Source organism: Clostridium bowmanii (assembly GCF_018861315.1).
Lineage (GTDB): Bacteria > Bacillota > Clostridia > Clostridiales > Clostridiaceae > Clostridium_AD > Clostridium_AD bowmanii.
Genome location: NZ_JAHLDL010000005.1, coordinates 63,281 through 87,652 on the forward strand (window position 1 = coordinate 63,281; position 24,372 = coordinate 87,652).

Sequence of the window (24,372 nt, forward strand, 5' to 3'; positions counted from 1 at the left end):
ATTGTTCACTGTTAACTAAAAAAACAAGTTAGCAGTTGCTAATTTTAATTAACCATATTCAAAAAATAACTAGTATACTGACTAGTTATTTTTTGGATATTAATGAGTGGGTGACCATATGAAGCTAAGTAAATATATTGGATTAGTGAAAAAGGATATTTTATCTATTGTTGGAGCAGGTGGGAAAACAACCATGATGTTTAAACTTGCAGAAGAGCTTAGAAAGAGTAATAAAATTTTAGTAACCACAACCACAAAGATATATCTTCCATCATTAGATAAATATGATTTCATCTGTACTGATAAATATGATTTTTTTAGATATTCTAGTATGAATGAAAATGGAATTTATGTATTAGGATTAGGAATAAATGATGAAAATAAAATATTAGGACTCAGTTTAAAAGACTTAGATGAGTTAGTACCTTATTTTGACTATATATTAATAGAAGCAGATGGAGCGAAGGAAAAAAGCTTAAAAGCATGGAGTGAATTTGAACCAATTATACACTGGAAAACTACAAAAACTATAGGTATAATGGATATACAATCATTAGGAATGATAATCAATGAGGACAATATTCATAGAAGTAAAATATTCTGTGAAATAACTGGTGCTAAAATGGGGAATACTGTTAATCTTAAGCACCTAACTGAGCTAATATTGAATCCACTAGGATTGTTCAAGGCAGCGAAGGGAGAAAAAATATTATTTATCAATAAAGTAGAAGAGCCTGATGATTTAATACTAGCTAAGTTGTTAATAGAGGAAATGAATTTAAATCCTAAGAACTTAATAGATAACATAATCATTGGAAGTCTAAAAAATGACACATATTACAGTAATGTATGAAATTTATCCGGAGTGACTTGCAATAAGAAACGAAAAAAACAATTGAAACTCATTTTAGAAATTCTTCTTTTAAAAATATAAAATTCTCGTGAACCTGACAGGATGTCAGGTTAGCGAACCTGAGGCAGGATGACGAATGTGAGCGCATAACAATTAATAATTGTTATGTCCTCCAGATAATTGCCCAGAGGATAGAGAATTTTATATTTGCAAAAGATTAGAACTTCTTAATTAAATTTCCTGTTTAGAGTTCTTTTGCAAGTCACAAAAGAAATATTGACGCATATGTAAAGTAAATGAAATTTAGTAAACTAAGTGTAGTTAAGCATGAAAGCAGGTGATATAATGAGCATAAGTGCAATAATATTAGCAGCGGGGTACTCAAGAAGAATGGGTAAGAACAAGCTTCTCTTGAAATATAGAGGCAAATCACTAATAGAGCACACAATTGAAACTATTGAAAAGTGTGGGTTTTCAGAGATTATTCTTGTAGGTAGGAATAAAAAAATAATAGAAATTGGAAATAGATACGGTTTAGTAGTTGTGAAAAATCAAAATGCAGATAAAGGAATAAGTGAATCTATAAAATTGGGTGTAATTCATGCCAAAAAAACTAATGGATATATGTTTTTTACGGCAGATCAGCCTTTTTTAGATGAAAATACAATAAAAAAATTAACCCATGAGTTTACAGAAAATTACGATTATATAATTGTTCCAAAGTGTGATGTCAGGCATGGGAATCCTGTTATATTTCCAATTTCCTTTAAGGATGACTTTTTGAAATTGCAAGGAGACGTTGGTGGGAAAATAATAATAAATGAAAATTTAGATAAAGTTAAACTTATAGAAATAAATGATGGCTGGGAACTATTTGATGTTGATACTAATGAAAATTATGAGTATATTCTAAAACTAGAGGAGAATAATGAATATGTTTAATGATATTGTGGTTATACGTGGCGGAGGAGATTTAGCATCTGGTACCATTCAAAAATTGTTTAGAAGTGGATTTAAGGTATTGGTTTTAGAGGTACCAGAGCCTACCTCTATAAGGCGAGATGTTTCTTTTGGTGAAGCAGTATATCAAGGGGAAATAGAAATAGAAGGAATCATAGCTATCCATGTAAACTCTTTAAGTGAAATAGAAAATGCCTGGAATGATAAAAAAGTTCCAGTGATTATAGATGAACAAGGTAAATATATTAAAATAATTAAGCCTAAAATAGTAGTTGATGCTATTATTGCTAAGAAAAATTTGGGGACAACAGTGGATATGGCTGATATAACCATTGCGCTAGGACCCGGGTTTACAGCAGGAGAAGATGTGGATGTTGTAATAGAGACTACTAGAGGGCATAATTTGGGTAGGCTAATATTTGAGGGACAGGCTGCTAAAAACACAGGTATTCCAGGAAATATCATGGGGTTTTCTAAAGAAAGAGTAATACACTCTGTTTGCGCCGGAACAATGGTGAATGTTCTTCATATTGGTGATGTGGTCCAAAAAGATGATATTATTGCGTATATAGGAGATGTACCAATAAAAGCAACGATATCAGGTTTATTAAGAGGAATTTTGCGCAGTGGAATAACTGTAACTGAGGGATTTAAAATAGCAGATATTGATCCAAGACTTTCAGAAAAAACAAATTGTTACACTATCTCTGATAAAGCAAGAAGTATAGCAGGTGGAGTATTAGAAGCAATACTTTATTTAATGACTGAAACTCAGGAGGTTTAATATTATGGAAGAGAAAATCTTAAAAGAAATTTATGAAAATCTAAAAAACGGACACAAGGCGGCCTTAGTCACAATTATAGACATAAAGGGATCTACACCAAGAAAAAAAGGATCTCTCATGGCAGTTTGGGAAGATGGAAAAATTGAGGGAAGTATTGGTGGAGGGAATATTGAGTTTGTAGTGATAGAAAAAGCCATAGAGTGCATTAAGGAAGAAAAAGATGGAGAATTCACCTTTGAATTAAATGATGAGGGTGACTTAAATATGCAGTGCGGAGGAAAAGCTATTGTGTATGTAAAGATATTTAAACCTAGATTAAAGCTACTTATTATAGGGGCGGGACATATAGGAGTAGAACTTTTTAAGTTAGCAAAGATACTAGATTTTTATACTGTAATATTTGATGATCGGGCAGAATTTGCAAATGAAAAGCGTTTTGAAGGTGCAGATGAAATAATTGTGGGGGATATAGGGGCTAGGGTTTCTGAGTATTCTATTGATAAAAGCACCTATGTTATCATAGTAACAAGAGGTCATAAATGTGACGCAGATGCACTTAAGGCTACTGCCGAATCTAATGCTTCATATATTGGAATGATTGGAAGCAAGAAAAAGACAGAATTTGTTATGAAGAATCTTTTAAGTGAAGGAATTGCAAGAGAAACACTTAAAAAGGTATATGCACCAATAGGAATTAATATTTCATCAGAGGAGCCAAATGAAATTGCTTTTGGAATTATGTGTGAAATATTATTGGTTAAAAATAAAGGTTCGCTGCAAAGTTTAAAGGATGTAAAAAAAGTAAATTTTTAGATCTACTATACTAAATAGAGGTGACTAATATGAAAAAAATACCTGTAAAAGAAGCAGTTGGATCAGTTTTATGTCATGATATTACTCAAATTATTCCAGGAGTACTCAAGGATATAGCCTTTAAAAAAGGTCATATAATTGTAGAAGAAGATATACCAGTATTACTTTCCATAGGGAAAGAGAACCTATTTGTATGGGAGAAAAAAGAAGGATATCTTCATGAAAATGATGCAGCAGCAAGACTTACAGCACTTACAGCAGGAGTCGGATTAACTTTTAGTGAAGTAAAAGAAGGTAAAATTAATTTTATAGCAGCTTATGATGGACTTCTTGTAATTAATACGGAACTATTACTTAAGCTTAATTGCTTAGGGGAGATAATTTTAGTTACACTTCACAATAACTATCCTATAAAAAAAGGACAAAAAGTTGCTGGAACAAGAGTTATTCCTCTTGTTATTGATGAGGAAAAGATAAAAAAAGCAGAGAATTTAATTGGGGATTCGAAAATTGTAAGTATTATTCCATATACAGCAATGAAAGTTGGAATTGTAACTACAGGTAGTGAGGTATACCATGGTAGAATAAAAGATGCCTTTGGTCCAGTAATAAGAAGTAAAGTAGAGGAATATGGTTGTGAAGTACTTGGACAAGTCATATGCTCTGATGATGAGGAAAAAATAACAGAGGCAGTGGAAACTTGGATTGACAAGGGTTGTGACATGGTGATTTGTACAGGCGGTATGTCAGTAGACCCTGATGATGTTACTCCAGCAGCGATTATAAAAACAGGAGCAGAGCTTATAACTTATGGTTCACCGGTACTTCCAGGGGCAATGTTTTTATTAGCTTATAAAGGAGATATTCCAATTTTAGGACTACCAGGTTGCGTAATGTATAGTAGGACAACGATATTTGATTTGGTTTTGCCAAGGATTCTAGCAAAGGAGAAGTTGAGCTTTGTTGATATAGCAAGGTATGGACATGGTGGTCTTTGCATGGAATGTGAAGTGTGTAGATATCCTAATTGTAACTTCGGAAAGGGTTACTAATGTAAACTAAGTATGAGAAATTATTTAAATTAATTTTAGATTAATTATTTTTTGTTTTTATTATATAGGAAACAGCTTGCGGAAAACAATGTGGATAACTTTTATAAGTTTTCATTTGTTAATAAATGTTTTTATACGCAAAAAAAGTATATATTACGTATAATGCATTGAAGCGAGCTTTAGAACATCATATTTTATTTTCTTTGTTATGTAATTTTTTTAATATTTGTAAATATTATATTGGTACAAGTTAAAAAGGCAAATGCAAAATTATAATACAAAAGGAGTGGGTCTATTCATGGATTTATTACACGAAAATAAAATACAGGCTATTTTTTCTAAAAAAAAACACAGGGATAAAAAAGAAAATTATCCGGAATTTTTATGTGTGGAGCAACTTGAAAAAGTAAAGAAATTTCATGAAACCATTAAAGCTTACAATGTTACGCCACTAGTAGAACTTAAAAGTTTGGCCAGGGAGCTTGGAGTAAAAAGTATTTTTGTTAAGGATGAATCCAAAAGGATAGATCTAAATTCCTTTAAGATGTTAGGTGCATCTTATGCCATTGGAAAATTTTTATGCCAAAGATTAGGTGTAAATATAGAAGATACAAGTTTTGAAGATTTAAAGTCTATGGAGATAAGAAAAAAGACTGGGGAAATTACTTTTGTTACCTGTTCAGATGGCAACCATGGCAGGGGAGTAGCTTGGACTGCTAAACAACTAGGTCAAAAGGCAGTAATATATTTGCCAAAGGGTACAGCTTTTAGACGTGTACAAGCTATTAAAGATTTAGGTGCAGAAGCTGAAGTAACAGATTTTAACTATGATGATACTGTTAGATATGCCTTGCAAAAGTCCTTGGATAATGGATGGCAAATGGTTCAAGATACATCTTGGGAAGGCTACACTGAAATACCTATGTGGATTATGCAGGGCTATTCCGCTATGGGATATGAGGCTTTTGCGCAACTACATAATTTAGGAATTGAAAAGCCAACTCACGTTTTTCTACAGGCAGGGGTAGGAGCTATGGCCGGAGGGGTACTTGGGGCATATGTGAATTTATACAAGGCGGAGTATCCTATTGTGACAATTATGGAACCTACAAATGCGGCTTGTATGTTTAAGTCTGCGTCTATTAATGATGGTAAACCTCATAAAGTAGAGGGATCACTTCACTCTATTATGGCAGGGCTTGCTTGTGGTGAAGCTATTCCTATGGGATGGGAGATAATACGGGATTTTGCATATTGTTATTGTACTTGTCCTGATTATGTAACTGCAAGAGGTATGAGAATTCTTGCTAGTCCGCTAGGACAAGATGAAAAGATTGTTTCGGGGGAATCTGGCGCTGTTGGTATAGGTTTATTATCTATTCTTATGCAAAAAAAGTATACAGAGTCTATAAGAAAACAGCTTAAATTAGATAAAAATTCTGTTGTACTATTATTTAGTACTGAGGGAGATACGGATCCTGTAAATTATAGAGATATACTTTGGGATGGTATGTATGAACTGCCATGTCTTGATTGCGAGCCACATTTAAACAAATAGCATAATATAGAGAGGAGAAGGTGTAGTAGATGTTTGATTTAGGAATTATAAATGGAAGGATATATATAGAAGGTCATTGGTATGAAGGAAATCTGTATATTAAAGATGATAAAATATCAACAATTTCCCGAGTGGCACTTGAAGCTAAAGAAGAATATGATGCAAAGGGAAGAGATGTATTACCAGGGTTTATTGATCCTCATGTGCATTTTGATCTTAATTGCGGAAAAAACACTTCAGTAGATGATTTCTATAATGGTTCAAAAACTGCAGCTTTTGGTGGCATTACAACATATATTGATTTTTTAGATCCAGTAAAAAGCAATGAAGCATTAAAAAAGGCTTACACTCTAAGGAGATCTTTGGCTGAGGATAGCGTCATCGATTATGCATTTCATGCAACTATTGCTGGTTTAGACGAAGAACCTGCTAGTTTTATGAATGAAGCTAAAACACTCGGAATTCCTACAATAAAACTATTTACCACCTATTCAAGTTCGGGTAGACGTACAATGGATAGAACTATAGACAAGCTTTTGAGAAATACTAAAGAAATAGGGACTCTTCTACTGGCACATTCAGAAAATGATGGTCTAATATTAGAAGGTGAGAAAATACATGTAATGCAGCATGAAAGTGCAAGACCTGCAATAGCAGAAATAAGTGAGGTTATAAAGCTTGCTGAAATGACTAAATATAGAGACGGAAGAATGTATATTGTTCATACGAATTGTGGGACAACCGTTGAGAGACTTAAGGAAAATTATAAGTCTATCCTCAATAAGGATTTTATCCTTGAAAGTTGTCCGCATTACTTTATTTTTTCTTCAGCTAAATATCTACAGAGGAATGGGTATTTATACACAATGACACCTCCACTTCGAAGTGATAGGGAAGTGAAAAAATTAAATGATCAAATAGATAATATTTTTACAATAGGCACAGATCATTGCCCCTTTAATTCAGCGGAGAAAAATAGAGAATTCGTTGATGAAATCCCTATGGGTGTAGGGGGAGTAGAATATTCTTTCCCATTAATGTACGCTAAGTTTGGGGAAAAAATAATAGACAAGTTTACTAAAAATCCTGCAATTACACATGGATTGTATCCCAGCAAAGGAACTCTACTTCCAGGAACAGATGCAGATATAGTTGTGTTTGATCAGAATACACATTATGTTATAAAAGATAATCATTCAAATGCGGACTACAATATGTACAGTGATATGGAAGTAACCGGAAAGGTTTGCTCGACTATTGCTAAGGGTAAATTTGTAGTTAAAGATGGTGTTTTCATAGGCGGGAAGGGTGAGTATTTAAGTCGGGAATTAAAGTATTAAGAATTTAGAATTGAAAGGTTTTTTCATAGATTATGCTATAACGAAAAGTATACATTGCTGGAATGCATTCTACGCAATATATACTTTTGTTAGCATAATCTAAGAAAAAACAGTTAATCTTAAAAATTATTACTTATGATTCTATATAGACATAAGAAAATTCTCACATAAATATAGAGTAAGTTTTGTTAGATTTAACATTAAATCAGCTTCTCAGGAATAAATTTAGAAGTAATCATCTTTATTAATACAGAATCTATTATTAGATGTACGGCACCTGCTGTAAACATAATAAAGTTATTGAGCATAATTATACCTGTCATTTGACCTACCAGTAGAAGAATTACAGGAAGAACAAGAATGCCGCTTACTTGCTGCGCTTCTTGAAAGGTTTTTTGCTTTGCGGACACCATCACAGTGAAGGTTAAGGATAACAAATTAAATGCAGGTGAAATCCAAAGTATGATAATGAGCCATTTTATATCTGGAAAAATTAGTCCTCCAAAATGTATGAGGCCGCCTATATTGATTATTATGCCAAAAGCTATAAATGAAAGTAGAGTTATAATATAGAATGGTATAAAAACACCTAAAATCTTTGCCCTTAGCAGTTGTTCCATGGATATTGGTGTATAAAGTAGTGTTTCCATTGTCTTATGTTCTTTTTCGCCTACTAAACTACTGGTTCCAATAATTCCTGAACACATTATGGGTATTATAAGAAAGTATGATGGAAACATATAATTTATAGCAATTTTCATTACCTGTTTTGAACTTGTTATCTCGTTTAAATATTTTTTAATTAATGCTTTTTCAATTCTATTCATATTAATCCCCCCATTATTACAATGTTACACCACCTACTGTGCCTTTTATATACTTGAAATACAGCTGCTCCAAGGACCAGTTCTGTTGCAGCACCTCATAAACTTCCCCACCGGTTGCTACTATATTATGTATAATAGCATTCACATCGGCGTCCCTTGAAATAGATTTACCATATAGATTATTCCCCTCATAAATAAGTCCATATTTCTCAGAAATATTTTTGCCTCTGATTTTTAATTGAAGACTTGCATTTTTCTTTGACGCAAGTTCATCAAAAGTACCGAAGCCAAGAACATTACCATTATTTACGAAACCATACAATGTGCAAATATCTTCAGCATATTTTAACTGATGAGTGCAAAGAAAGATTGTAACTTCATTTTCTCGTGCAAGTTCTTTTATAAGTGTTTATTGCATTAGTCCTTCCATCATAAGATTTTTTTAGATTCGATATATTTATTGCATTCATTTTTTTCACCTCGCAATTATTAAACGTACAATAGGACAAAAAGTTAGAAAAAATTTGCAATCTATTTTAGGCTTATAAATTATAGCTGGACTGTTTACATAAAGCTAGGTATATTCCCTATTTATTATTAATGCTAAGTCAGGAATTTTGTGTCAATTAATATTCTTAAAAATAAGTTATAAAATATTTATAAATTACATATAAAGATATTAACGAATAAAAAAAGAAATTTTATAATAAGATTTAAATATAAAGGGATGATCTTAATGAAAGGATTATTTATATGCGAGAATCTTCAAAACCTTATTTTAAAAAGAGGAGGATTATGTGGACAAGTTCTTTCTGTTTTTAAAAATGCATGCAATATTCAGTGAGCTTACTCCAGCAATGGATGATTTTATTAGCGGGCTCATGATGGCATGCATATATATGGGTAATTATTACAAATTAAATCTTAATCAAATATACAAATTTAACAGTGAAATAATTGGCTGTGGGCTTCAAAAGATAACTAGAGTTAGTAATAAAATATAGTGGAGGTGCGTGCAATGCCCGATATAAATAAAATATTCAGTGAAAAACTTATTGTTATAAATATGGGACTAGAGTCTTTTAATACTGATTTAAAGACACAGGATGTACAGAGTATGCAGGTTAATTGGAGGCCACCAAGTGAGGCAAGTAAAAAGCTTTCACTTTTAGAGGGAGACAGTGTAAGTGAAAAAATTGATGTTGCAAACAAGGAGGCAATTGCCAGACTTCTTGCGGCAGAGCCCATAATTGTTGGTATAGGAACGGCAGGAACACATATACCAGGAATGACTAAAAATACAATACTTCATGCAGGTCCACCCATAGCTTGGGAACAAATGAGTGAACCACTTAAAGGGGCAATTGTTGGTGGATTAATATATGAAGGATTAGTATTAAATGAGGAAGAAGGAAGAATTCTTGCTTCTTCAGGGGAGATAATATTTGATTCTTGTCATCATCACTGCACAGTAGGACCTATGGCAGGGGTAGTTACATCTTCAATGCCAGTTTGGATTTTGAAAAATAAGACCTTTGGAAATTTTGCATACTGTACTCTCAACGAAGGCTTAGGCAAGGTACTTAGGTTCGGAGCATTTAGCCCAGAAGTCATTGATAGACTTAACTGGATGGAAAATATACTTGCACCGGTACTTAAGGAAGCTTTGGAAATAAAGGGAAGTATTGATTTGAAAAGTATAATAGCTCAAAGTCTTCAAATGGGTGATGAGGGACATAACAGAAATAAGGCAGGAACCTCACTTTTATTTAGGGAACTTGCACCTAGTATTGTTAAAACGAAATATTCTAAAGATGAAAAAGCTGAAGTATTGACCTTTATAGATAAAAATGATCATTTTTTCCTAAATGTATCTATGCCAGCATGTAAATGTAGCTTAGATCCGCTAAGTGATATTCCAAATAGTACTGTGGTTTATGCAATGTCAAGGAACGGTACTAATTTTGGGATAAGGGTAGCTGGCACAGGGGATGAATGGTTTACCGCACCTTGCGCGCTGGTTAAGGGCCTCTATTTTCCGGGTTTTGAGGAGAAGGATGCTAATCCAGACATTGGAGATAGCTGTATAACTGAAACAGCAGGAATAGGTGGCTTTGCTATGGCAACGGCCCCGGCAATTGTTCAATTCGTAGGGGGAACACCTAAGGATGCTATAAATTATACAACAAGTATGTACGAGATAACTTGTACTGAAAATAATTCATTTAAAATTCCAAATATAAATTTTAGGGGAACTCCAACTGGGATTGATATTAGAAAAGTTATTGAAATAGGAATTTTACCTGTAATAAATACTGGAATCGCATGTAATAGAGCTGGTATTGGCCAAGTAGGGGCAGGTATAGTTCGCCCACCAATGAAGTGTTTTGAAGATGCACTTACTTCTTTTCTTACTAAAATAATTTAACTTAATATAAATGGAGGTTTTATAATGAATATTATTGATGCTTTTAAAAATGTGAAAATGTACGATTTAACTCAAAAAATTTCTCATTTAACACCAGCATGGCCAACCTATGAACCACTGGAAATTAAGTTCTTTAAAAGACTATCATCCAATGGTGCAAATGGCCAGGTGCTAACTCATTCAAATCATGTTGGTACTCATCTTGATGGTTCACTACATTTTTGTACACATGGACGTGATATAGCAAGTATTCCATTAGAAGAACTTGTGGCACCTGGAGTTGTTGTTGATTTATCGAATTTATTATTAACTGTCTCCATAATATAAAACATAATATAAAACATAATATAAAATAATTATAATTATAGAACACAAAAATAATGAAAAAATTAAAAATAATGTTGAAATCTTATAATAGTTAACCATATTTAGTAAAATACGCACATATATATTAATTAGGCAGCTTATTAAATTAGACTGGTTACATACTAATATATAAGGAGAATATTATATGGTTAATAACCCTAATAATACCAACGTGGAAAGAAAGGTAAAGTTTCTAAAAACCTCTAGAAAAACTATTTTAGCCATTCAACATTTAATTGCAATGTTTGGAGCTACAGTTTTGGTTCCTATACTAACAGGTCTGGATCCATCAGTGGCATTAATTGCGGCAGGAGTAGGTACTCTTATATTCCATTTATGTACGAAGGGAAAGGTACCAGTATTTTTAGGATCCTCATTTGCATTTATACCAGTAATAATTACAGTAAAGGGAATGTTTAATGGAGATCTTACTTATGCTCAGGGAGGTATAGTTGTAGCTGGTTTTATTTATGTAATAGTATCTATAATCATTAAAAAAATTGGTGTTGAAAAAATTAAAAATGTATTACCACCACAGGTTGTAGGCCCAATGATAATATTAATAGGACTTAATTTAATTCCAGTGGCAATTGATATGGCTAAAGTTAAAATATGGGTTGCAGTTATAACTTTAGGAACAGCACTACTGATAACCTTAAAAGGTAAGGGGTTTTTCAAACAAATTGCAATACTGTCTGGTGTTATTGTAGGATACTTAGTGTGTCTTGCCATAGGTTTTGTTGATACTTCAATAATAAGTAAAGCTGCTATAGTTGCTATACCTAACTTTACTTTCCCTAAATTTGATATGGGTGCTATTTTGATCATTACCCCAGTGGTTTTGGCTGTTTTCATGGAACATGTTGGTGATATAACAACTAACGGTCAGGTAGTAGGGAAAGACTTTATTAAGGACCCAGGCTTAAATCGTACACTACTGGGAGATGGATTAGCTACATTGGTTGCTGGATTTATAGGTGGACCGGCTAATACTACTTATAGTGAAAATACGGGAGTTTTAGCGCTTACAAAAAATTATGATCCATCGATTTTAAGACTTACTGCTATATTTGCGATTATTCTTGGTTTTGTTGCAAAAGTTGGTGGCTTCCTAATGTCAATTCCAGTACCAGTAATGGGTGGAATAAGTTTAATGCTTTTTACTATGATTGCTCTTATAGGTGTTAAAAATATGAAAACTAATATTAAAGTATATGATGCTGGAATTATTACAGTAATAGCTGCTATGTTAATTATAGGCCTTGGAACAACTTATTTACAAAAATATACAGGAATTAATATTGGAATACCTATAAATGAAAACGTTACGATTTCAGGACTTAGTCTTGCTGCAATAGTTGGAATTGTATTAAATGCATTATTAAATAGGAAAAAACCATTAAAAAATAATTAAGACTATTATATATATTGTTCAATAATAAAATTTATCATCCCTCGGACAATAGTTCGGGGGGGATTTTAATTTAAAGGGTCAACTTATGAATCTAATATAAATATTATAAATTAATGTACGGCTTTTAGTCAGTACAATAAGGAGGTCAATAGTGTTAAGCAAGTTTGATTATGTAAAATCGCAAATGTTGACAGAAGCTCTTAATTATCTTCAGCAAAATGAGGGCACTAGAATCTTGGCTGGTGGCACAGATTTAATGATCATTCTTAGACATAATTTAGAAACACCCCAGCATATTCTTGATATTAAAGGCATACCTGAGACAAATCGTTTAGACTATAAAAGCACAGTGGGGCTATTTATTGGAGCCTGCGTTACTGTTAATCAAGTTGCAGAATCAAAGCCTATTATTGAAAAGTATCCAGCATTGGTACAAGCAGCAAATTGTCTTGCTTCTTACCAGCTACGAAACCGTGCTACACTTGTGGGGAATATTTGCAATGCATCACCTGGAGCAGATCTTGCAGGTCCCCTTATGGTATATGATGCAGTGGTTCATATTGCAAGTGCAGAAGGTACTAGAACGATACCAATCAATTCATTTTTTACAGGTGTGAAGAAGACAGTGCTTAAGAAAAATGAACTTGTTATTGGAGTTTCTCTTCCAGATGTTTTAGAAGGTGATACCAGCATATTTTTGAAACAAGGAAGGATAAAGGGGCATGACCTTGCTATAGTGGGTGTGACTGCTAGGCTGACAGATGATAAAAAAATAAGATTAGCTATCACTGCTGTGGCAGCAACACCAATTAGGATAGTAAAGCTTGAAGAAGAGCTGAGTGGGCAACCACTAAATACTGAACTTGCAATTATGGCTGGTAAAGAAGTAAGGAATATCATAAAGCCAATTTCTGATGTGAGATCATCTTCTGAATATCGTCTTCATGTATGTGGAGTTCTTGTAAAACGTGCTCTACTACATTTAGCGGCAACAGTAATGGGAGGTAAATAGAATGTGCGAAAAACATAATAATAGTGAAAACTGCTTTACTCATTTTGATTCTGGGCTTCCAAAGGTTAGGCTTAACTGCACTGTTAATGGAGAAAGTGTTTGTACTTATATTGATCCAACTATGACTCTTCTTAATTTTTTACGTAATGAGTTAAAGCTTTTCGGTTCAAAGGAAGGCTGTGGCGAAGGTGAATGTGGAGCTTGCACAATAATAATGAATGGTTATGCTATAAATTCATGTATCGTCCTAGCATTAGAAGCTATGGATGCTAACATCATAACTGTAGAAGGGCTTAATAAAAACGGAAAATTATCAATACTTCAAAGGGAGTTCATAACCTACGATGCCCTCCAATGTGGCTTTTGCACTCCAGGAATGCTAATGTCTGCGCGTGCGCTTTTAGACAGAAATCCCAATCCTAATGAGAAGGAAATAAAAGAAGCAATTGCAGGTAATTTTTGTCGCTGCACAGGTTATTTTCCAATTATTAAGGCAATTACATCAGCAGCTAAGCTTGAAAGGGAGGAAATGCTGAATGAGTGATAAAGAGTATCGCCATATTGGAAAAACTTCTGACAGAGCTGAAGCACTGGAAAAAGTAACAGGTCAAGCAAATTATGCGGCAGACCTGGAATTTCCAGGAATGTTGTATGCGAAGTGTATTTATTCTCCTTTTGCAAGAGCAGAAATTGTATCTATAGATGTAAGTGAAGCTAAAGTAATACCTGGGGTTAAAGCTGTACTTGTAGGTGATGATATACCATATCTTGTGGGACTTTATATGGTTGATAAGCGAATATTGGCAAGAGGTACGGTTAGATACCAGGGAGAGCCCGTTGTTGCAGTAGCCGCAGTAGATGAAAAGACTGCTGAATTTGCAATAACAAAAGTTAAAATTAAATATAAACAGTTATCTAGTATACAAACTGTTGATGAAGCACTAGAAGGTAAAATACTCGTTCATGATGATATAAACGAACTTGAATATGTTAAAGGTGTTTTCTTCCCACAAAAGGACTCCAACATTGCAAGTTGGAATAAGACCATAAAGGGTAATATTAAAAAGGGATTCGAGGAAGCTGACCTTATTGTTGAAAACGAACTTACTTTGCCAGCAGTTGCTCACGTACCAATGGAAACTCATGCTTCCATAGCCCAAGCTGACATCTATACAAATAAGGTTAAAATATGGACCTCTACTCAATCTCCCTTCGGAGTACGTAAACTACTGGCCAAAGCTCTTAATATATCCACATCTGATGTACAGGTAATAGTACCTTATGTGGGTGGAGGATTTGGAGGCAAGGCAGGAATACACCTTGAACCACTGGTAACAGTTCTCTCACGTGCTTGCAAAGGAAGGCCTGTGAAGTTAACTGCAACCAGGGAAGAGGAATTCAATCAACTTCCGACAAGGGCTGGTATGCGTGGGCGTGTTAAGACCGGCGTAAAAAAAGACGGTACCATTACTGCAGTCGAAATTTATTACGATTGGGACAGTGGAGCTTATGCTGATTATGGTGTAAATGTTGGAAAGTCAGCAACTTATTCCGGTGCAGGACCCTACGAAATACCTAATATTGAGCTTCACTCTCGAACACTTTATACAAACAAAGTGTTTAGCACTGCTTATAGAGGCTTTGGGCATCTTGAAACACACTGGGTTATGGAGCGCCAGATGGATATGGTGGCACAGAAACTTGGAATGGATCCTTATGAATTCCGTATGAAAAATATATTAAGGCCTGGTTGTCACACAATAAGTGGTGAGCTTATAAATGAAAATTCAGGAAGGCCAGATGAATGTCTAGAGGCTGTGGCAAAGGAAATAGGTTGGACGGGATACCGCTCAGATGAGCAGCGCAAGGAAAACGTAGGTACTGGAAAGCTCCGTGGAAAGGGACTTGCTTGCCTTCAGAAAGCTCCAGCTATGCCGCCACATACTTCTACCTCTGCAATCATGCAGATGGATGATGATGGCAATATACGCATTATGATTGGGGCTATAGATATTGGTCAGGGAGCAAATACAATAATGGCTCAAATTGCAGCAGAAGTACTTGATATGCCAATAGAAAAAGTAAAAGTAATATGCGAAAACGATACAAGTCGTCATCCTTATGACTGGTCTACTGTTGCTTCAAAATATACTTTTATGGGTGGAAATGCAGTAAAGAGATGTGCAGAAAATATGTTAAGTCAAATGAAGGAAATGGCCGCTCAAGCACTCCGAACTTCAGTTGAAGACTTGGCACATGGAGATGAATATATTTTCCGTATTCATCATAAGGATAGAAAAATAAAGTATAAGGATCTTGCTCTTGGTTATGCCTATGGTAATGGAAATGGCATCGGTGGACCTCTTATAGCAAAGGGTACCTATATGGCTGATGGACTTACTTTTCTAGACCCGGAAACAGGACAGGGATTACCAGCTCTTGATTGGACTTTTGGAGCTCATGGAGTAGAACTTGAGGTTGATGTTGAAACAGGAGACATTCAAATTATTAAAATAGTCTCTGCTTTTGATATAGGGCAGGCAATCAACAGGAAACTTGTAGAAGGACAAATTATGGGTGGAGTACTTCAGGGGATAGGCTCTGCAATAATTGAAGGGTATAAGTTTACTCCAGAGGGAAGACTTATGAATCCATCCTTTACAGACAATAAAATACCTACTGCAAAGGATATCCCAATAGAGATTATTCCTATATTAATTGAAAATCCTCAACCGGATGGGCCTTTTGGTGCCAGAGGGGTTGGTGAACACCCTATGATTTCTGTGCCATCTGTTATTGGAAATGCACTTTATGATGCATTAGGCATTAATTTTTATAAGTTACCACTCTCTCCTGAAAATGTTGCACTTGCCATTGTAAAGCTATTGGAAAAGTAATATTAGAGTTGGAATTTTAAAACATGGTGTCAGGCATATTCCCTAACTTTAGCATTTTTAAATGCATTAGTTGCAGGTATATACCTGGCACTTTTATGTGGAGTTGTGATCGATATGCGGTAATAAGCCCATAAGGCTTATTAAGAAGAAAAGCTAACATGGAAAGGATAAATATGGTAATAAATATTATGCAATTAATGAATATGTACATGATATAATAATAGTGTTACAGAAGCAATTTTTTTAGCTTCTAGAAGGGGGAAGGCCATGGTAGAAACTTTTATACCTAAAAGTAAGGAAGAAGCTCTAAGATTTTTAAACAATAGAAAATGCACAATTTTAGCTGGTGGTACAGATTTAGTAGTAAAAGCAAAGAAATGGTCAGAAAGCCTGCATGAATTTGATTGTGATGTTATCCTCATAAAACATTTAAAAGAACTCAAAAACATTAAGATAGATGAGAAATACATTTCAATTGGAGCTGCATGTACACTTGCTGAATTAGAAACAAATATATTAATACCTAAATATTTTAAAGAAGTAATATTGTCCATTGGATCACCAGGAATTAGAAATGCTGCAACTATAGGAGGAAATATATGCAATCCCTTAGAAGCAGGAGATATATTACCGCTTTTATATGCTTTAGATGCTACATTAGTAGTAGAAAGCTTAAATGAAATAAGAGAAATAGAATTAGTGAATTTTGTGCTACAACCCGGCAAAAAAGATTTAAAAGCACAGGAGCTTTTAGTAGAAATTAGAATTCCTATAAATAATCCCATGTTATTCTACTACAGGAAAGTAGGAACAAGAAAATCTACAGCACTTACAAAAGCATCCTTTATAGGATTTTATACTTTGGAACATGAGAGAATTGTAGATGTGAGAATGGCTTTTGTGGCAGTGGGGTCAAGGTCAGTGAGGTCCAGGGAACTTGAGGATAGGCTTAAGGGACTTAATAAGGGAGAGCTTAAAAGTATAATAGAAAATATAAAGGAAGAATATTTTAAAATTATAATACCCATAAGCAATGATGAGAAGTCTATAGTTGATTATAGAAAGTGTGTTTGCTTGAATTTGATGGGAGAGTTTTTGGAAAATATTCATACAAAATAATAGAGGAATTTTCTGCATTTTGGCACAGTAAATAAGAAGGTGAAAGAATGAAAAAATTAGTTTTAATTGCCGGCACATCCCAAACAAAGGTATTTTTGCATAGTCAGCTTAAAGAATATTTTTCTGATATCGCATCTATAAAGAGTTATGCAATTGACGAGGGCATTGACGAAGAAATCTGGGGGGATTTGTTTATTTTTTCTAGTGAGTTGGTGCTTAAAGAAATATCTTTTGAGATAAAGAAAGATATTCCTATTGTTATTGCAAATAGAACTATTAACTATAGCAATATTGACAAGCTTTTATTTTTACCAAGTGGATGCAAAGTGATTTTTGTCAATGATGTAGCGGAAACCACCTATGGTTGTATAGATATTCTAATGGGTCTAGGAATAGATCATATCAAATATATACCCTATTATCCAGGTATAAAAAGTTATCAACATTGTGATATAGCAGTAACTCCTGGAGAGGTAGATAAGGTTCCAAAAGGAATACAAACAATAGTTGATATAGGGTCTAGACCTTTTGATATGAGCACCTTGTTTGAAATTATGTATAAAATAGATTGTGTAGATGGCAGAGCAACGGATATTTCGCTTAGATATGTTAAAAAAATTATAGAACTTAGCAAGAATTTAATGGTGAAAAACAAAGAAATGCTTGAGTTTGAAAAACATATAGAAAATGTTTTGATTCAAAAAAGATATTTTGCAAAGTACACCTTTGACCACATTATTGGAGTCAGTGAATGTATTAAAAATGCTAAAAGCATTGGAAAAAAACTTGCTAAAACAGATTTAGCAGTATTAATTCATGGAGAAAGTGGAACTGGAAAAGAACTTTTTGCTTCTGCTATTCATAATGCTTCTAAAAGGAAAAATGGCCCGTTTATTGCACTTAACTTTAGCGCGCTACCGGAGAATTTAGTGGAAAGTGAGCTTTTTGGTTATGAAGAGGGTTCTTTTACAGGAGCTAAAAAAGGTGGCAAGATGGGAATATTTGAACAAGCTAGTGGTGGAACTATTTTTTTGGATGAGATTGGAGATGCTCCTTTAGCAGTTCAAGCAAGACTCTTAAGGGTTCTACAAGAAAAAGAAATTATGAGAGTGGGGGGGAATCGGATACTTTCCTTAGATATAAGAATTGTATCCGCAACCAATAAAAACTTACTAAAACGGATAGAAGAGGGAAAGTTTCGGGAAGATTTGTACTATAGATTAAAAATAGGATATATAGAGATTCCACCACTACGTAGCAGAAAGGTTGATATTTTACCTATTGCAAGAAATTTTATAAAAAACAACAAGGAAAAACTGGAGTTTGGGGAAAGTTTTATAGAAATGATAGAATCGCAAGATTGGTACGGGAACATTCGTGAACTTTTAAATGCAGTAGAGTATGCAATTGCATTAAGAGAGGAAGATAAATTACAAGCATTGGATTTGCCTTTAGATGTTCAAAAAAGATGCTGTTTTGAAGTGAAACAAAAAACAGATTTGTCTGAGGAAATGGGAAGTATTTTATTGGAGATCTTTAGATTGCAGAAAGAAGGAATCTTAGTAGGAAGAAGAAAGCTCTCAGAAGTGATTTCATCTAAAGGAAATTTGGTTACAGAACAAGCCATGAGGAGTAAATTGAATCATCTTGAAAAGAATGGATTTATTACAAAGGGAAGAGGAAAAGTGGGAACTCAATTAACGGAAAAAGGTGAACAACTTCTAGGTAAAAATATATAATGGTGATGCTAATGGTTAATGATTTTAACCAGTAGCATCACCATCAAGAACATAAAGTGTTGTAAAAAGCAAGTTCCTGCATTGGCATGGAACTTGCTTTACTTATATTTGGAAGAAGATTTAGAACTTTCAAACTACAAGGAGGCAAATAATGATTACAGTAATTAAAAATGGAGAAGTATATGCACCTAAGTATTTAGGAAAAAAGGATGTAGTAATCGCAGGAGGAGTAATTGAGGGTATATATGATGCTATTGATGTGCCGGAAAACTTTGGAAATATAAAGGTAATTGAGGCAAAGGGAAAAATGGTATTACCTGGTTTTATAGATTCACATGTACATATTTTAGGTGGGGGTGGTGAAGGTAGTTTTAAAACTCGAACGCCAGAGATACAATTGTCTGAAATTCTTTCAGGTGGAATTACAACAGTAGTAGGATGTTTAGGTACGGATGGGGTATGTAGGGATATGAATAGTCTGTTTGCAAAATCTAGAGCCTTAGAAGAAGAAGGAATTACTACGTATATATATACAGGAGCTTATGACATTCCTGTGAAAACAATTACAGAAAATTGTAAAACAGACGTTATTTTAATAGATAAAGTAATTGGCGTTGGAGAGATAGCATTATCAGATCATAGATCAACGCAACCTACCTTTGAACAGTTTGCAAATGTAGTGGCACTAGCTAGAGTGGGAGGAATGCTTTCTGGTAAAGCTGGAGTTGTAAATGTCCACATTGGAGATGGGAAAAGAAGATTAGAATATCTCCATCGGTTAGTGGAGGAAACAGAAATACCAATAAAACAGGTAATTCCTACTCATATAAACAGAAGCATAAAAGTTTTTGAGGCTGGGGTTGTGTTTGCAAAACTTGGTGGTATTGTAGATTTAACAACAAGTTCGGATCCAGATTTTTTAGAGGAAGATGAAGTAAAAGCTAGTACAGGGTTAAAGATGTTATTAGAACGGGGAATCCCTGTGGAGCAAATTTCATTTTCTTCAGATGGACAGGGAAGTATGCCTATTTTTAATGAAAAAAGAGAATTTACGGGTCTTGGTGTTGGGTCTGTAAAATCATTGTATAGAGAAGTAAAGGATGCAGTTTTAAAAGATGGTGTTAATTTTGAAGATGCTATTAAAGTTATAACTTCTAATGTGGCAGACAATTTAAAATTATTTAATAAAGGGAAAATTCAAGAAGGAAGGGATGGGGATATAGTTATTATTGATAATGAAAGTCTGGATATTCAATATGTTTTGGCAAAGGGAAGGGAAATGGTGTCCCAGGGACAGGTAATTGTAAAAGGAATTTTTGAGAAATAGACTTTTGATTTTCACATAAATTAACTTAATTATTTAATATTAAATTTAGGGGGGAAATAATGAAAAAAAGTAGAATACCACATACCTATATACTAATTTTTTCTATTATTGTATTTATGGCGATTTTAACTTGGATCATTCCTAGTGGTCAATTTAACACAGAAGAAAAAGCAGGAAAAACTGTTCCTATAGCTGGCACCTATCAAAATATAAACAAAGTTACTACGGACAAAGATGGGAAAGTAACAGATGTACGTCAAGGTGTAAAAGGCATATTAATGGCACCAATAAGAGGTGGAAAAGCAGCGGCAGAAGTGCTTGTGTTTGTTCTAATTATTGGAGGATCTTTTGGAATTATATCTAAATCTGGTGCTATTGAAGCAGGACTTGCAAAGACGGTGAGAACTCTTGAAGGCAAGGATTTACTAATCATTCCAGTAGCCATGATTTTGTTTGGCCTTGGGGGCACTACCTTTGGAATGTGCGAGGAAACCATTCCCTTTTACATGGTATTTATTCCTCTGATGATGTCATTGGGTTATGATTCCATAACGGGGTTTATGACTGTATCTCTAGCAGCAGCAGCTGGAACGGCAGCATCCACAACTAATCCTTTTTCGGTTGGAATAGCACAAGGAATCGCAGAACTTGCACCAGGCTCTGGTGTTAGTTTTAGGTGGATTCAATGGGTGATTTTCATGGCCTTTGTGATTACTTTCGTAATGTGGTATGCACATAGAGTCAAAAAAAATCCGGAAAAGTCACCCATGTTCCAATTGGATAAAGAAAATAAAGCATATTTCTTAGGAAACGCAGGAGATGCAGACAAAAAAGAATTTAAATGGAATCATGCATTAGTGCTTTTAGGATTTGCATTTGGTATTATGCTTATGATTTATGGAGTTAAAAAGTGGGAGTGGTATATAGAAGAAATATCTATGATATTCTTTGGAATTGCTTTGTTTGCAGCAATTATTACTATGATAGCTAAAGAAGCAGGGCAAAAGGAAATAGCAGACTCTTTTGTTCAAGGATGTAAAGATTTAACTTCTGCAGCTGTAGTTATAGGACTAGCAAGAGGTATCCTTGTTGTAGCACAAGATGGTAAAATTATTGATACTATATTGAATACACTAGCTAACACTTTGAGTGGGCTTCCTAAAGGGATATTTACAAGTCTTATGCTTTTAGTACAAAATGCTATTGCATTCCTAGTTCCATCTTCTTCGGGACAGGCCGCCTTAACTATTCCAGTTATGGCTCCACTAGGCGATTTAGTGAATGTAAACAGACAGGTAGTAGTAACTGCATATCAATATGGAACAGGTTTATCAAATATGATTACACCAACATCAGGAACTCTAATGGCAGCACTTGGAATAGCAAGAATTCCATGGAATAAATATGTGAAATTCATACTTCCGCTTGTAGCCGTATTATGGGTAATAGCAGCTATTTTCTTAATAGTTGGATTGGGAATTAGTGCAGTTTAAAATATATAAAGTTTTTGAATAACCCCGGTAATTACTAGAATAAGTTAGTAGTTACTGGGGTTATTTTTGTTGAAAAAGGTATTAGTCACATTCCACTTACCATGTGGATGACACCTTTTTTTAGGAAAAGTAAGCAAATGGGACATTCCCATATCTATGAAATTATGATTATCGTTTACTAAGGATTAATCTTCAATGTTTCGCTTTTGACTACTGGGTCAAACAATGTTATACCTAAATGGACTAGTTGTTATGGGTATGATGTGTATAAGTAATTATTGGTAAAGTATGTTTAATATTTGTATCATTAATATTTAATTAAGGAGTGATATATTTTGGTTGCTGATAAACTGTTTTATAAAACACTATTAAAAAATATGTTTTCCGATTCATTTGAACTTGTATTTTGGGAGAGAGTACATGTATAAATAAGTAGAATTTTTATAATCATAAATAATAAGATTACATTCCTGAGTTTTGTGAAACAAAATAATTTATAACAAGTAGGTGAAATAATGAAGTACTTAAGACAATTGATGATTATTTTGATTCCATACCTTATTGGTACAGTATTACAATTAACATTTAATTTGCCGATTCCAGGATCAGTTATTGGACTTGTTTTATTGTTCTTAGGACTAGAAGTAGGAATAATTAAAGTTGAAATGATAGAAGAACTTTGCGAGTTTCTTCTATCAAACATGTCATTTTTCTTTATACCTGCGGGGGTAGGCCTAATGACGGCCTTTGGCGTGCTAAAAGGAAAATGGATACCATTTCTCATTATAGTTGTTATTTCCACGTGTTTAGTTTGGATTGTAACAGTATTCGTAGTTAAATTTCTAAGGAGCGGGCGTAAATATGAATGAGTTAATTAGTTCACCAGTTTTTGGTGTAGTAGCATCTCTTATGGCTTATGAAATTGGAATTTACATAAAGAAGAAAGGGAAACTTTCAATTTTCAATCCACTTATGATAGCCATTATTATACTAATATTTTTTCTTACAAAGTTTCATATTAAATATGAAGAGTACAATAAGGGAGGTCAAATAATTTCCTTTTTCTTATTTCCTGCAACGGTGGCATTAGCACTACCCATGTATAAGAAATTTGCACTATTTAAGAAAAATGCTATTGCAATACTTATAGGAATTTTTAGTGGTGCTATTGTAGGTTTTTTATGTGTGGTATTTCTTTCGAAAGTATTTGGATTTGACCATGTGCTTATTGAATCATTGTTACCTAAGTCTATAACAACACCTATAGGAATTGCATTATCAAATCAGTTAGGTGGAATTTCATCAATTACAGTTGTAGGTATAATAATCACAGGGATTATAGGTTCAATTGGTGGACCACTTTTATATAATGTATTTAAAATTAATGATAGTGTCGCGCTTGGAATTGCTATGGGTGCTTCTTCCCACGCACTAGGCACTGCAAGGGCTATGGAAATAGGTGAAACAGAGGGAGCAATGAGTGGCATAACTATGGCTATTTCAGGTATTGTTGCTGTTCTTTTATATCCAACTTTATGGAGATTGTTTCTTATGTTCTTAAAATAATTTTTTGAAGTATATTATATTTTTTGGAGAATTTAATTGTACCTATAAATATAATGTACCTAATTAAGGAGGTAGTTTATGGAAAAAAATGGAGCCATAGGTCCACTAAATAAGTTGTTTAATTCAATAGATAATCTATTGTCTGACGAGAAAGAGCAAAAATTGAGAAGCAAATTGGGAAAAGAAATACGAAAGTGTATTTTTACAGATGATATAATTGAAAAATTAAATGAAAATGATTTTTCAGGTCTAGTTGAAGAAGAACAGAAAATAATTGTGCTTTTTTCTATGATATTTCCCATTTTTGTTGAGAAAAATGATGTTATTTTTAGGTTGTATAAGCATAAAGTTGAAGTCGATTTATCAGAGGAAATGAGTGATAGGTATATTTATATGTTTTCAGATGGTAGGCTTACATCAGGTTTATTTCAATGTTTTAAGCTTTATGACGATGAATATGTTTATGGAATCAAAAAAATAATAAACATCATCCCAAGATTTAAACAAACTATAGTGGAGGAACTAGAAAATTTAGACAAAAATGAAAAGCTACAAAAACAAAAGATGGGAACCTATAAGGATAGAGAAATAATAGCTAAGAAGAATTTTAATGTATTATTGGAGACCTTAAATGAATTGAAATAAGGTGTCACACACGTGGCAAGTGGCATGTTAAATAAGGGCTGTCTACATGGCAAATGGCATGTGGATAGCTTTTCTTATTTTGAATATAATTCCAAAAAAATGACGCAGAATATAAAATAAAATTGCATTTTTGTTGAAAATCCTGTATTCTTGTTGTAGTGAATAATGAATAATAAAG

At 33.7% G+C, this 24,372-nt stretch carries 22 protein-coding genes and 1 pseudogene; 21 read left to right on the forward strand and 2 right to left on the reverse strand.

What is annotated here, in order from left to right; genetic code table 11:
- Window positions 1-118: 118 nt before the first annotated feature.
- The 7 genes from yqeC to KPL51_RS04795 all read left to right on the forward strand — a co-directional run bounded on the left by yqeC (window position 119) and on the right by KPL51_RS04795 (window position 7,361).
- Window positions 119-853: a selenium cofactor biosynthesis protein YqeC gene (gene yqeC / locus KPL51_RS04765; protein ID WP_216158024.1), complete on the forward strand. Its 735-nt coding sequence runs from the start codon at window positions 119-121 to the stop codon at window positions 851-853.
- A 327-nt stretch (window positions 854-1,180) separates the two neighbouring features.
- A complete protein-coding gene (gene mocA / locus KPL51_RS04770; protein WP_224853881.1) occupies window positions 1,181-1,795 on the forward strand; it encodes a molybdenum cofactor cytidylyltransferase in 615 nt (204 codons plus the stop codon).
- On the forward strand, window positions 1,788-2,597 hold the full coding sequence (gene yqeB / locus KPL51_RS04775) for a selenium-dependent molybdenum cofactor biosynthesis protein YqeB (protein ID WP_216158026.1): 810 nt from the start codon (window positions 1,788-1,790) through the stop codon (window positions 2,595-2,597). Before mocA ends, yqeB begins: the two co-directional genes overlap by 8 nt.
- Before the next feature lie 4 nt (window positions 2,598-2,601).
- On the forward strand, window positions 2,602-3,411 hold the full coding sequence (locus tag KPL51_RS04780) for an XdhC family protein (RefSeq protein ID WP_216158028.1): 810 nt from the start codon (window positions 2,602-2,604) through the stop codon (window positions 3,409-3,411).
- Between the two features lie 29 nt (window positions 3,412-3,440).
- Window positions 3,441-4,463 carry a molybdopterin-binding protein gene (locus tag KPL51_RS04785; RefSeq protein WP_216158030.1) on the forward strand — a complete coding sequence of 341 codons (1,023 nt, stop codon included), beginning with the start codon at window positions 3,441-3,443 and terminating at the stop codon, window positions 4,461-4,463.
- Between the two features lie 298 nt (window positions 4,464-4,761).
- Entirely contained in the window at window positions 4,762-6,021 is a 1,260-nt protein-coding gene (gene dpaL, locus KPL51_RS04790; protein ID WP_216158032.1) for a diaminopropionate ammonia-lyase, read from the forward strand.
- 29 nt (window positions 6,022-6,050) lie between these two features.
- Window positions 6,051-7,361, forward strand: a complete 1,311-nt coding sequence (locus KPL51_RS04795; RefSeq protein ID WP_216158034.1) for a dihydroorotase — start codon at window positions 6,051-6,053, stop codon at window positions 7,359-7,361.
- A gap of 200 nt (window positions 7,362-7,561) precedes the next feature.
- Here KPL51_RS04795 and KPL51_RS04800 read toward each other — a convergent pair whose 3' ends face one another.
- Entirely contained in the window at window positions 7,562-8,188 is a 627-nt protein-coding gene (locus KPL51_RS04800) for an ABC transporter permease subunit (protein ID WP_216158036.1), read from the reverse strand.
- Between the two features lie 16 nt (window positions 8,189-8,204).
- A pseudogene (locus KPL51_RS04805) lies at window positions 8,205-8,594 on the reverse strand (ABC transporter ATP-binding protein); the annotation flags it as partial.
- A 391-nt stretch (window positions 8,595-8,985) separates the two neighbouring features.
- Between KPL51_RS04805 and KPL51_RS04810 the strand changes: the two are divergent.
- The 14 genes from KPL51_RS04810 to KPL51_RS04875 all read left to right on the forward strand — a co-directional run bounded on the left by KPL51_RS04810 (window position 8,986) and on the right by KPL51_RS04875 (window position 24,194).
- Entirely contained in the window at window positions 8,986-9,192 is a 207-nt protein-coding gene (locus KPL51_RS04810; RefSeq protein ID WP_216158038.1) for an oxamate carbamoyltransferase subunit AllH family protein, read from the forward strand.
- Window positions 9,193-9,206: 14 nt separating this feature from the next.
- Complete coding sequence (locus KPL51_RS04815; protein ID WP_216158040.1) at window positions 9,207-10,616, forward strand: YlbE family protein; 1,410 nt, start codon at window positions 9,207-9,209, stop codon at window positions 10,614-10,616.
- A gap of 24 nt (window positions 10,617-10,640) precedes the next feature.
- The gene (locus KPL51_RS04820; protein ID WP_224853878.1) at window positions 10,641-10,943 is read left to right on the forward strand and encodes a cyclase family protein; all 303 of its coding nucleotides are present in this window, start codon (window positions 10,641-10,643) and stop codon (window positions 10,941-10,943) included.
- A 184-nt stretch (window positions 10,944-11,127) separates the two neighbouring features.
- Window positions 11,128-12,396 carry a uracil-xanthine permease family protein gene (locus KPL51_RS04825; RefSeq protein WP_216158042.1) on the forward strand — a complete coding sequence of 423 codons (1,269 nt, stop codon included), beginning with the start codon at window positions 11,128-11,130 and terminating at the stop codon, window positions 12,394-12,396.
- A 151-nt stretch (window positions 12,397-12,547) separates the two neighbouring features.
- Window positions 12,548-13,408: an FAD binding domain-containing protein gene (locus tag KPL51_RS24255; protein ID WP_216158043.1), complete on the forward strand. Its 861-nt coding sequence runs from the start codon at window positions 12,548-12,550 to the stop codon at window positions 13,406-13,408.
- A 1-nt stretch (window position 13,409) separates the two neighbouring features.
- Window positions 13,410-13,952, forward strand: coding sequence for a (2Fe-2S)-binding protein (locus tag KPL51_RS04835; protein WP_216158045.1), 543 nt, complete (start codon window positions 13,410-13,412; stop codon window positions 13,950-13,952).
- Complete coding sequence (locus KPL51_RS04840) at window positions 13,945-16,305, forward strand: xanthine dehydrogenase family protein molybdopterin-binding subunit (RefSeq protein ID WP_216158047.1); 2,361 nt, start codon at window positions 13,945-13,947, stop codon at window positions 16,303-16,305. The genes KPL51_RS04835 and KPL51_RS04840 overlap by 8 nt, the downstream gene beginning before the upstream one ends.
- A 267-nt stretch (window positions 16,306-16,572) precedes the next feature.
- Window positions 16,573-17,424, forward strand: coding sequence for an FAD binding domain-containing protein (locus tag KPL51_RS04845; RefSeq protein WP_216158050.1), 852 nt, complete (start codon window positions 16,573-16,575; stop codon window positions 17,422-17,424).
- Window positions 17,425-17,471: 47 nt separating this feature from the next.
- Entirely contained in the window at window positions 17,472-19,163 is a 1,692-nt protein-coding gene (locus KPL51_RS04850; RefSeq protein ID WP_216158052.1) for a sigma 54-interacting transcriptional regulator, read from the forward strand.
- Window positions 19,164-19,314: 151 nt separating this feature from the next.
- Window positions 19,315-20,490 (forward strand): beta-aspartyl-peptidase, encoded by a 1,176-nt coding sequence (gene iadA / locus KPL51_RS04855; protein ID WP_216158054.1) that lies wholly within the window; start codon window positions 19,315-19,317, stop codon window positions 20,488-20,490.
- A gap of 59 nt (window positions 20,491-20,549) precedes the next feature.
- Window positions 20,550-21,983 carry a YfcC family protein gene (locus KPL51_RS04860; protein ID WP_216158056.1) on the forward strand — a complete coding sequence of 478 codons (1,434 nt, stop codon included), beginning with the start codon at window positions 20,550-20,552 and terminating at the stop codon, window positions 21,981-21,983.
- Between the two features lie 515 nt (window positions 21,984-22,498).
- Entirely contained in the window at window positions 22,499-22,852 is a 354-nt protein-coding gene (locus tag KPL51_RS04865) for a CidA/LrgA family protein (protein WP_216158058.1), read from the forward strand.
- Window positions 22,845-23,549, forward strand: coding sequence for an LrgB family protein (locus KPL51_RS04870; protein ID WP_216158060.1), 705 nt, complete (start codon window positions 22,845-22,847; stop codon window positions 23,547-23,549). The genes KPL51_RS04865 and KPL51_RS04870 overlap by 8 nt, the downstream gene beginning before the upstream one ends.
- Before the next feature lie 78 nt (window positions 23,550-23,627).
- Window positions 23,628-24,194 (forward strand): hypothetical protein, encoded by a 567-nt coding sequence (locus tag KPL51_RS04875; RefSeq protein ID WP_216158062.1) that lies wholly within the window; start codon window positions 23,628-23,630, stop codon window positions 24,192-24,194.
- Window positions 24,195-24,372 lie beyond the last annotated feature (178 nt).

What these genes read in the sequence shown, in the direction of transcription:
- yqeC (WP_216158024.1), top strand. Translation starts at nt 119, where the DNA reads ATGAAGCTAAGTAAATATATTGGATTAGTGAAAAAGGATATTTTATCT.
- mocA (WP_224853881.1), top strand. Translation starts at nt 1,181, where the DNA reads ATGAAAGCAGGTGATATAATGAGCATAAGTGCAATAATATTAGCAGCG.
- yqeB (WP_216158026.1), top strand. Translation starts at nt 1,788, where the DNA reads ATGTTTAATGATATTGTGGTTATACGTGGCGGAGGAGATTTAGCATCT.
- KPL51_RS04780 (WP_216158028.1), top strand. Translation starts at nt 2,602, where the DNA reads ATGGAAGAGAAAATCTTAAAAGAAATTTATGAAAATCTAAAAAACGGA.
- KPL51_RS04785 (WP_216158030.1), top strand. Translation starts at nt 3,441, where the DNA reads ATGAAAAAAATACCTGTAAAAGAAGCAGTTGGATCAGTTTTATGTCAT.
- dpaL (WP_216158032.1), top strand. Translation starts at nt 4,762, where the DNA reads ATGGATTTATTACACGAAAATAAAATACAGGCTATTTTTTCTAAAAAA.
- KPL51_RS04795 (WP_216158034.1), top strand. Translation starts at nt 6,051, where the DNA reads ATGTTTGATTTAGGAATTATAAATGGAAGGATATATATAGAAGGTCAT.
- KPL51_RS04800 (WP_216158036.1), bottom strand. Translation starts at nt 8,188, where the DNA reads ATGAATAGAATTGAAAAAGCATTAATTAAAAAATATTTAAACGAGATA.
- KPL51_RS04815 (WP_216158040.1), top strand. Translation starts at nt 9,207, where the DNA reads ATGCCCGATATAAATAAAATATTCAGTGAAAAACTTATTGTTATAAAT.
- KPL51_RS04820 (WP_224853878.1), top strand. Translation starts at nt 10,641, where the DNA reads ATGAATATTATTGATGCTTTTAAAAATGTGAAAATGTACGATTTAACT.
- KPL51_RS04825 (WP_216158042.1), top strand. Translation starts at nt 11,128, where the DNA reads ATGGTTAATAACCCTAATAATACCAACGTGGAAAGAAAGGTAAAGTTT.
- KPL51_RS04835 (WP_216158045.1), top strand. Translation starts at nt 13,410, where the DNA reads ATGTGCGAAAAACATAATAATAGTGAAAACTGCTTTACTCATTTTGAT.
- KPL51_RS04840 (WP_216158047.1), top strand. Translation starts at nt 13,945, where the DNA reads ATGAGTGATAAAGAGTATCGCCATATTGGAAAAACTTCTGACAGAGCT.
- KPL51_RS04845 (WP_216158050.1), top strand. Translation starts at nt 16,573, where the DNA reads ATGGTAGAAACTTTTATACCTAAAAGTAAGGAAGAAGCTCTAAGATTT.
- KPL51_RS04850 (WP_216158052.1), top strand. Translation starts at nt 17,472, where the DNA reads ATGAAAAAATTAGTTTTAATTGCCGGCACATCCCAAACAAAGGTATTT.
- iadA (WP_216158054.1), top strand. Translation starts at nt 19,315, where the DNA reads ATGATTACAGTAATTAAAAATGGAGAAGTATATGCACCTAAGTATTTA.
- KPL51_RS04860 (WP_216158056.1), top strand. Translation starts at nt 20,550, where the DNA reads ATGAAAAAAAGTAGAATACCACATACCTATATACTAATTTTTTCTATT.
- KPL51_RS04865 (WP_216158058.1), top strand. Translation starts at nt 22,499, where the DNA reads ATGAAGTACTTAAGACAATTGATGATTATTTTGATTCCATACCTTATT.
- KPL51_RS04870 (WP_216158060.1), top strand. Translation starts at nt 22,845, where the DNA reads ATGAATGAGTTAATTAGTTCACCAGTTTTTGGTGTAGTAGCATCTCTT.
- KPL51_RS04875 (WP_216158062.1), top strand. Translation starts at nt 23,628, where the DNA reads ATGGAAAAAAATGGAGCCATAGGTCCACTAAATAAGTTGTTTAATTCA.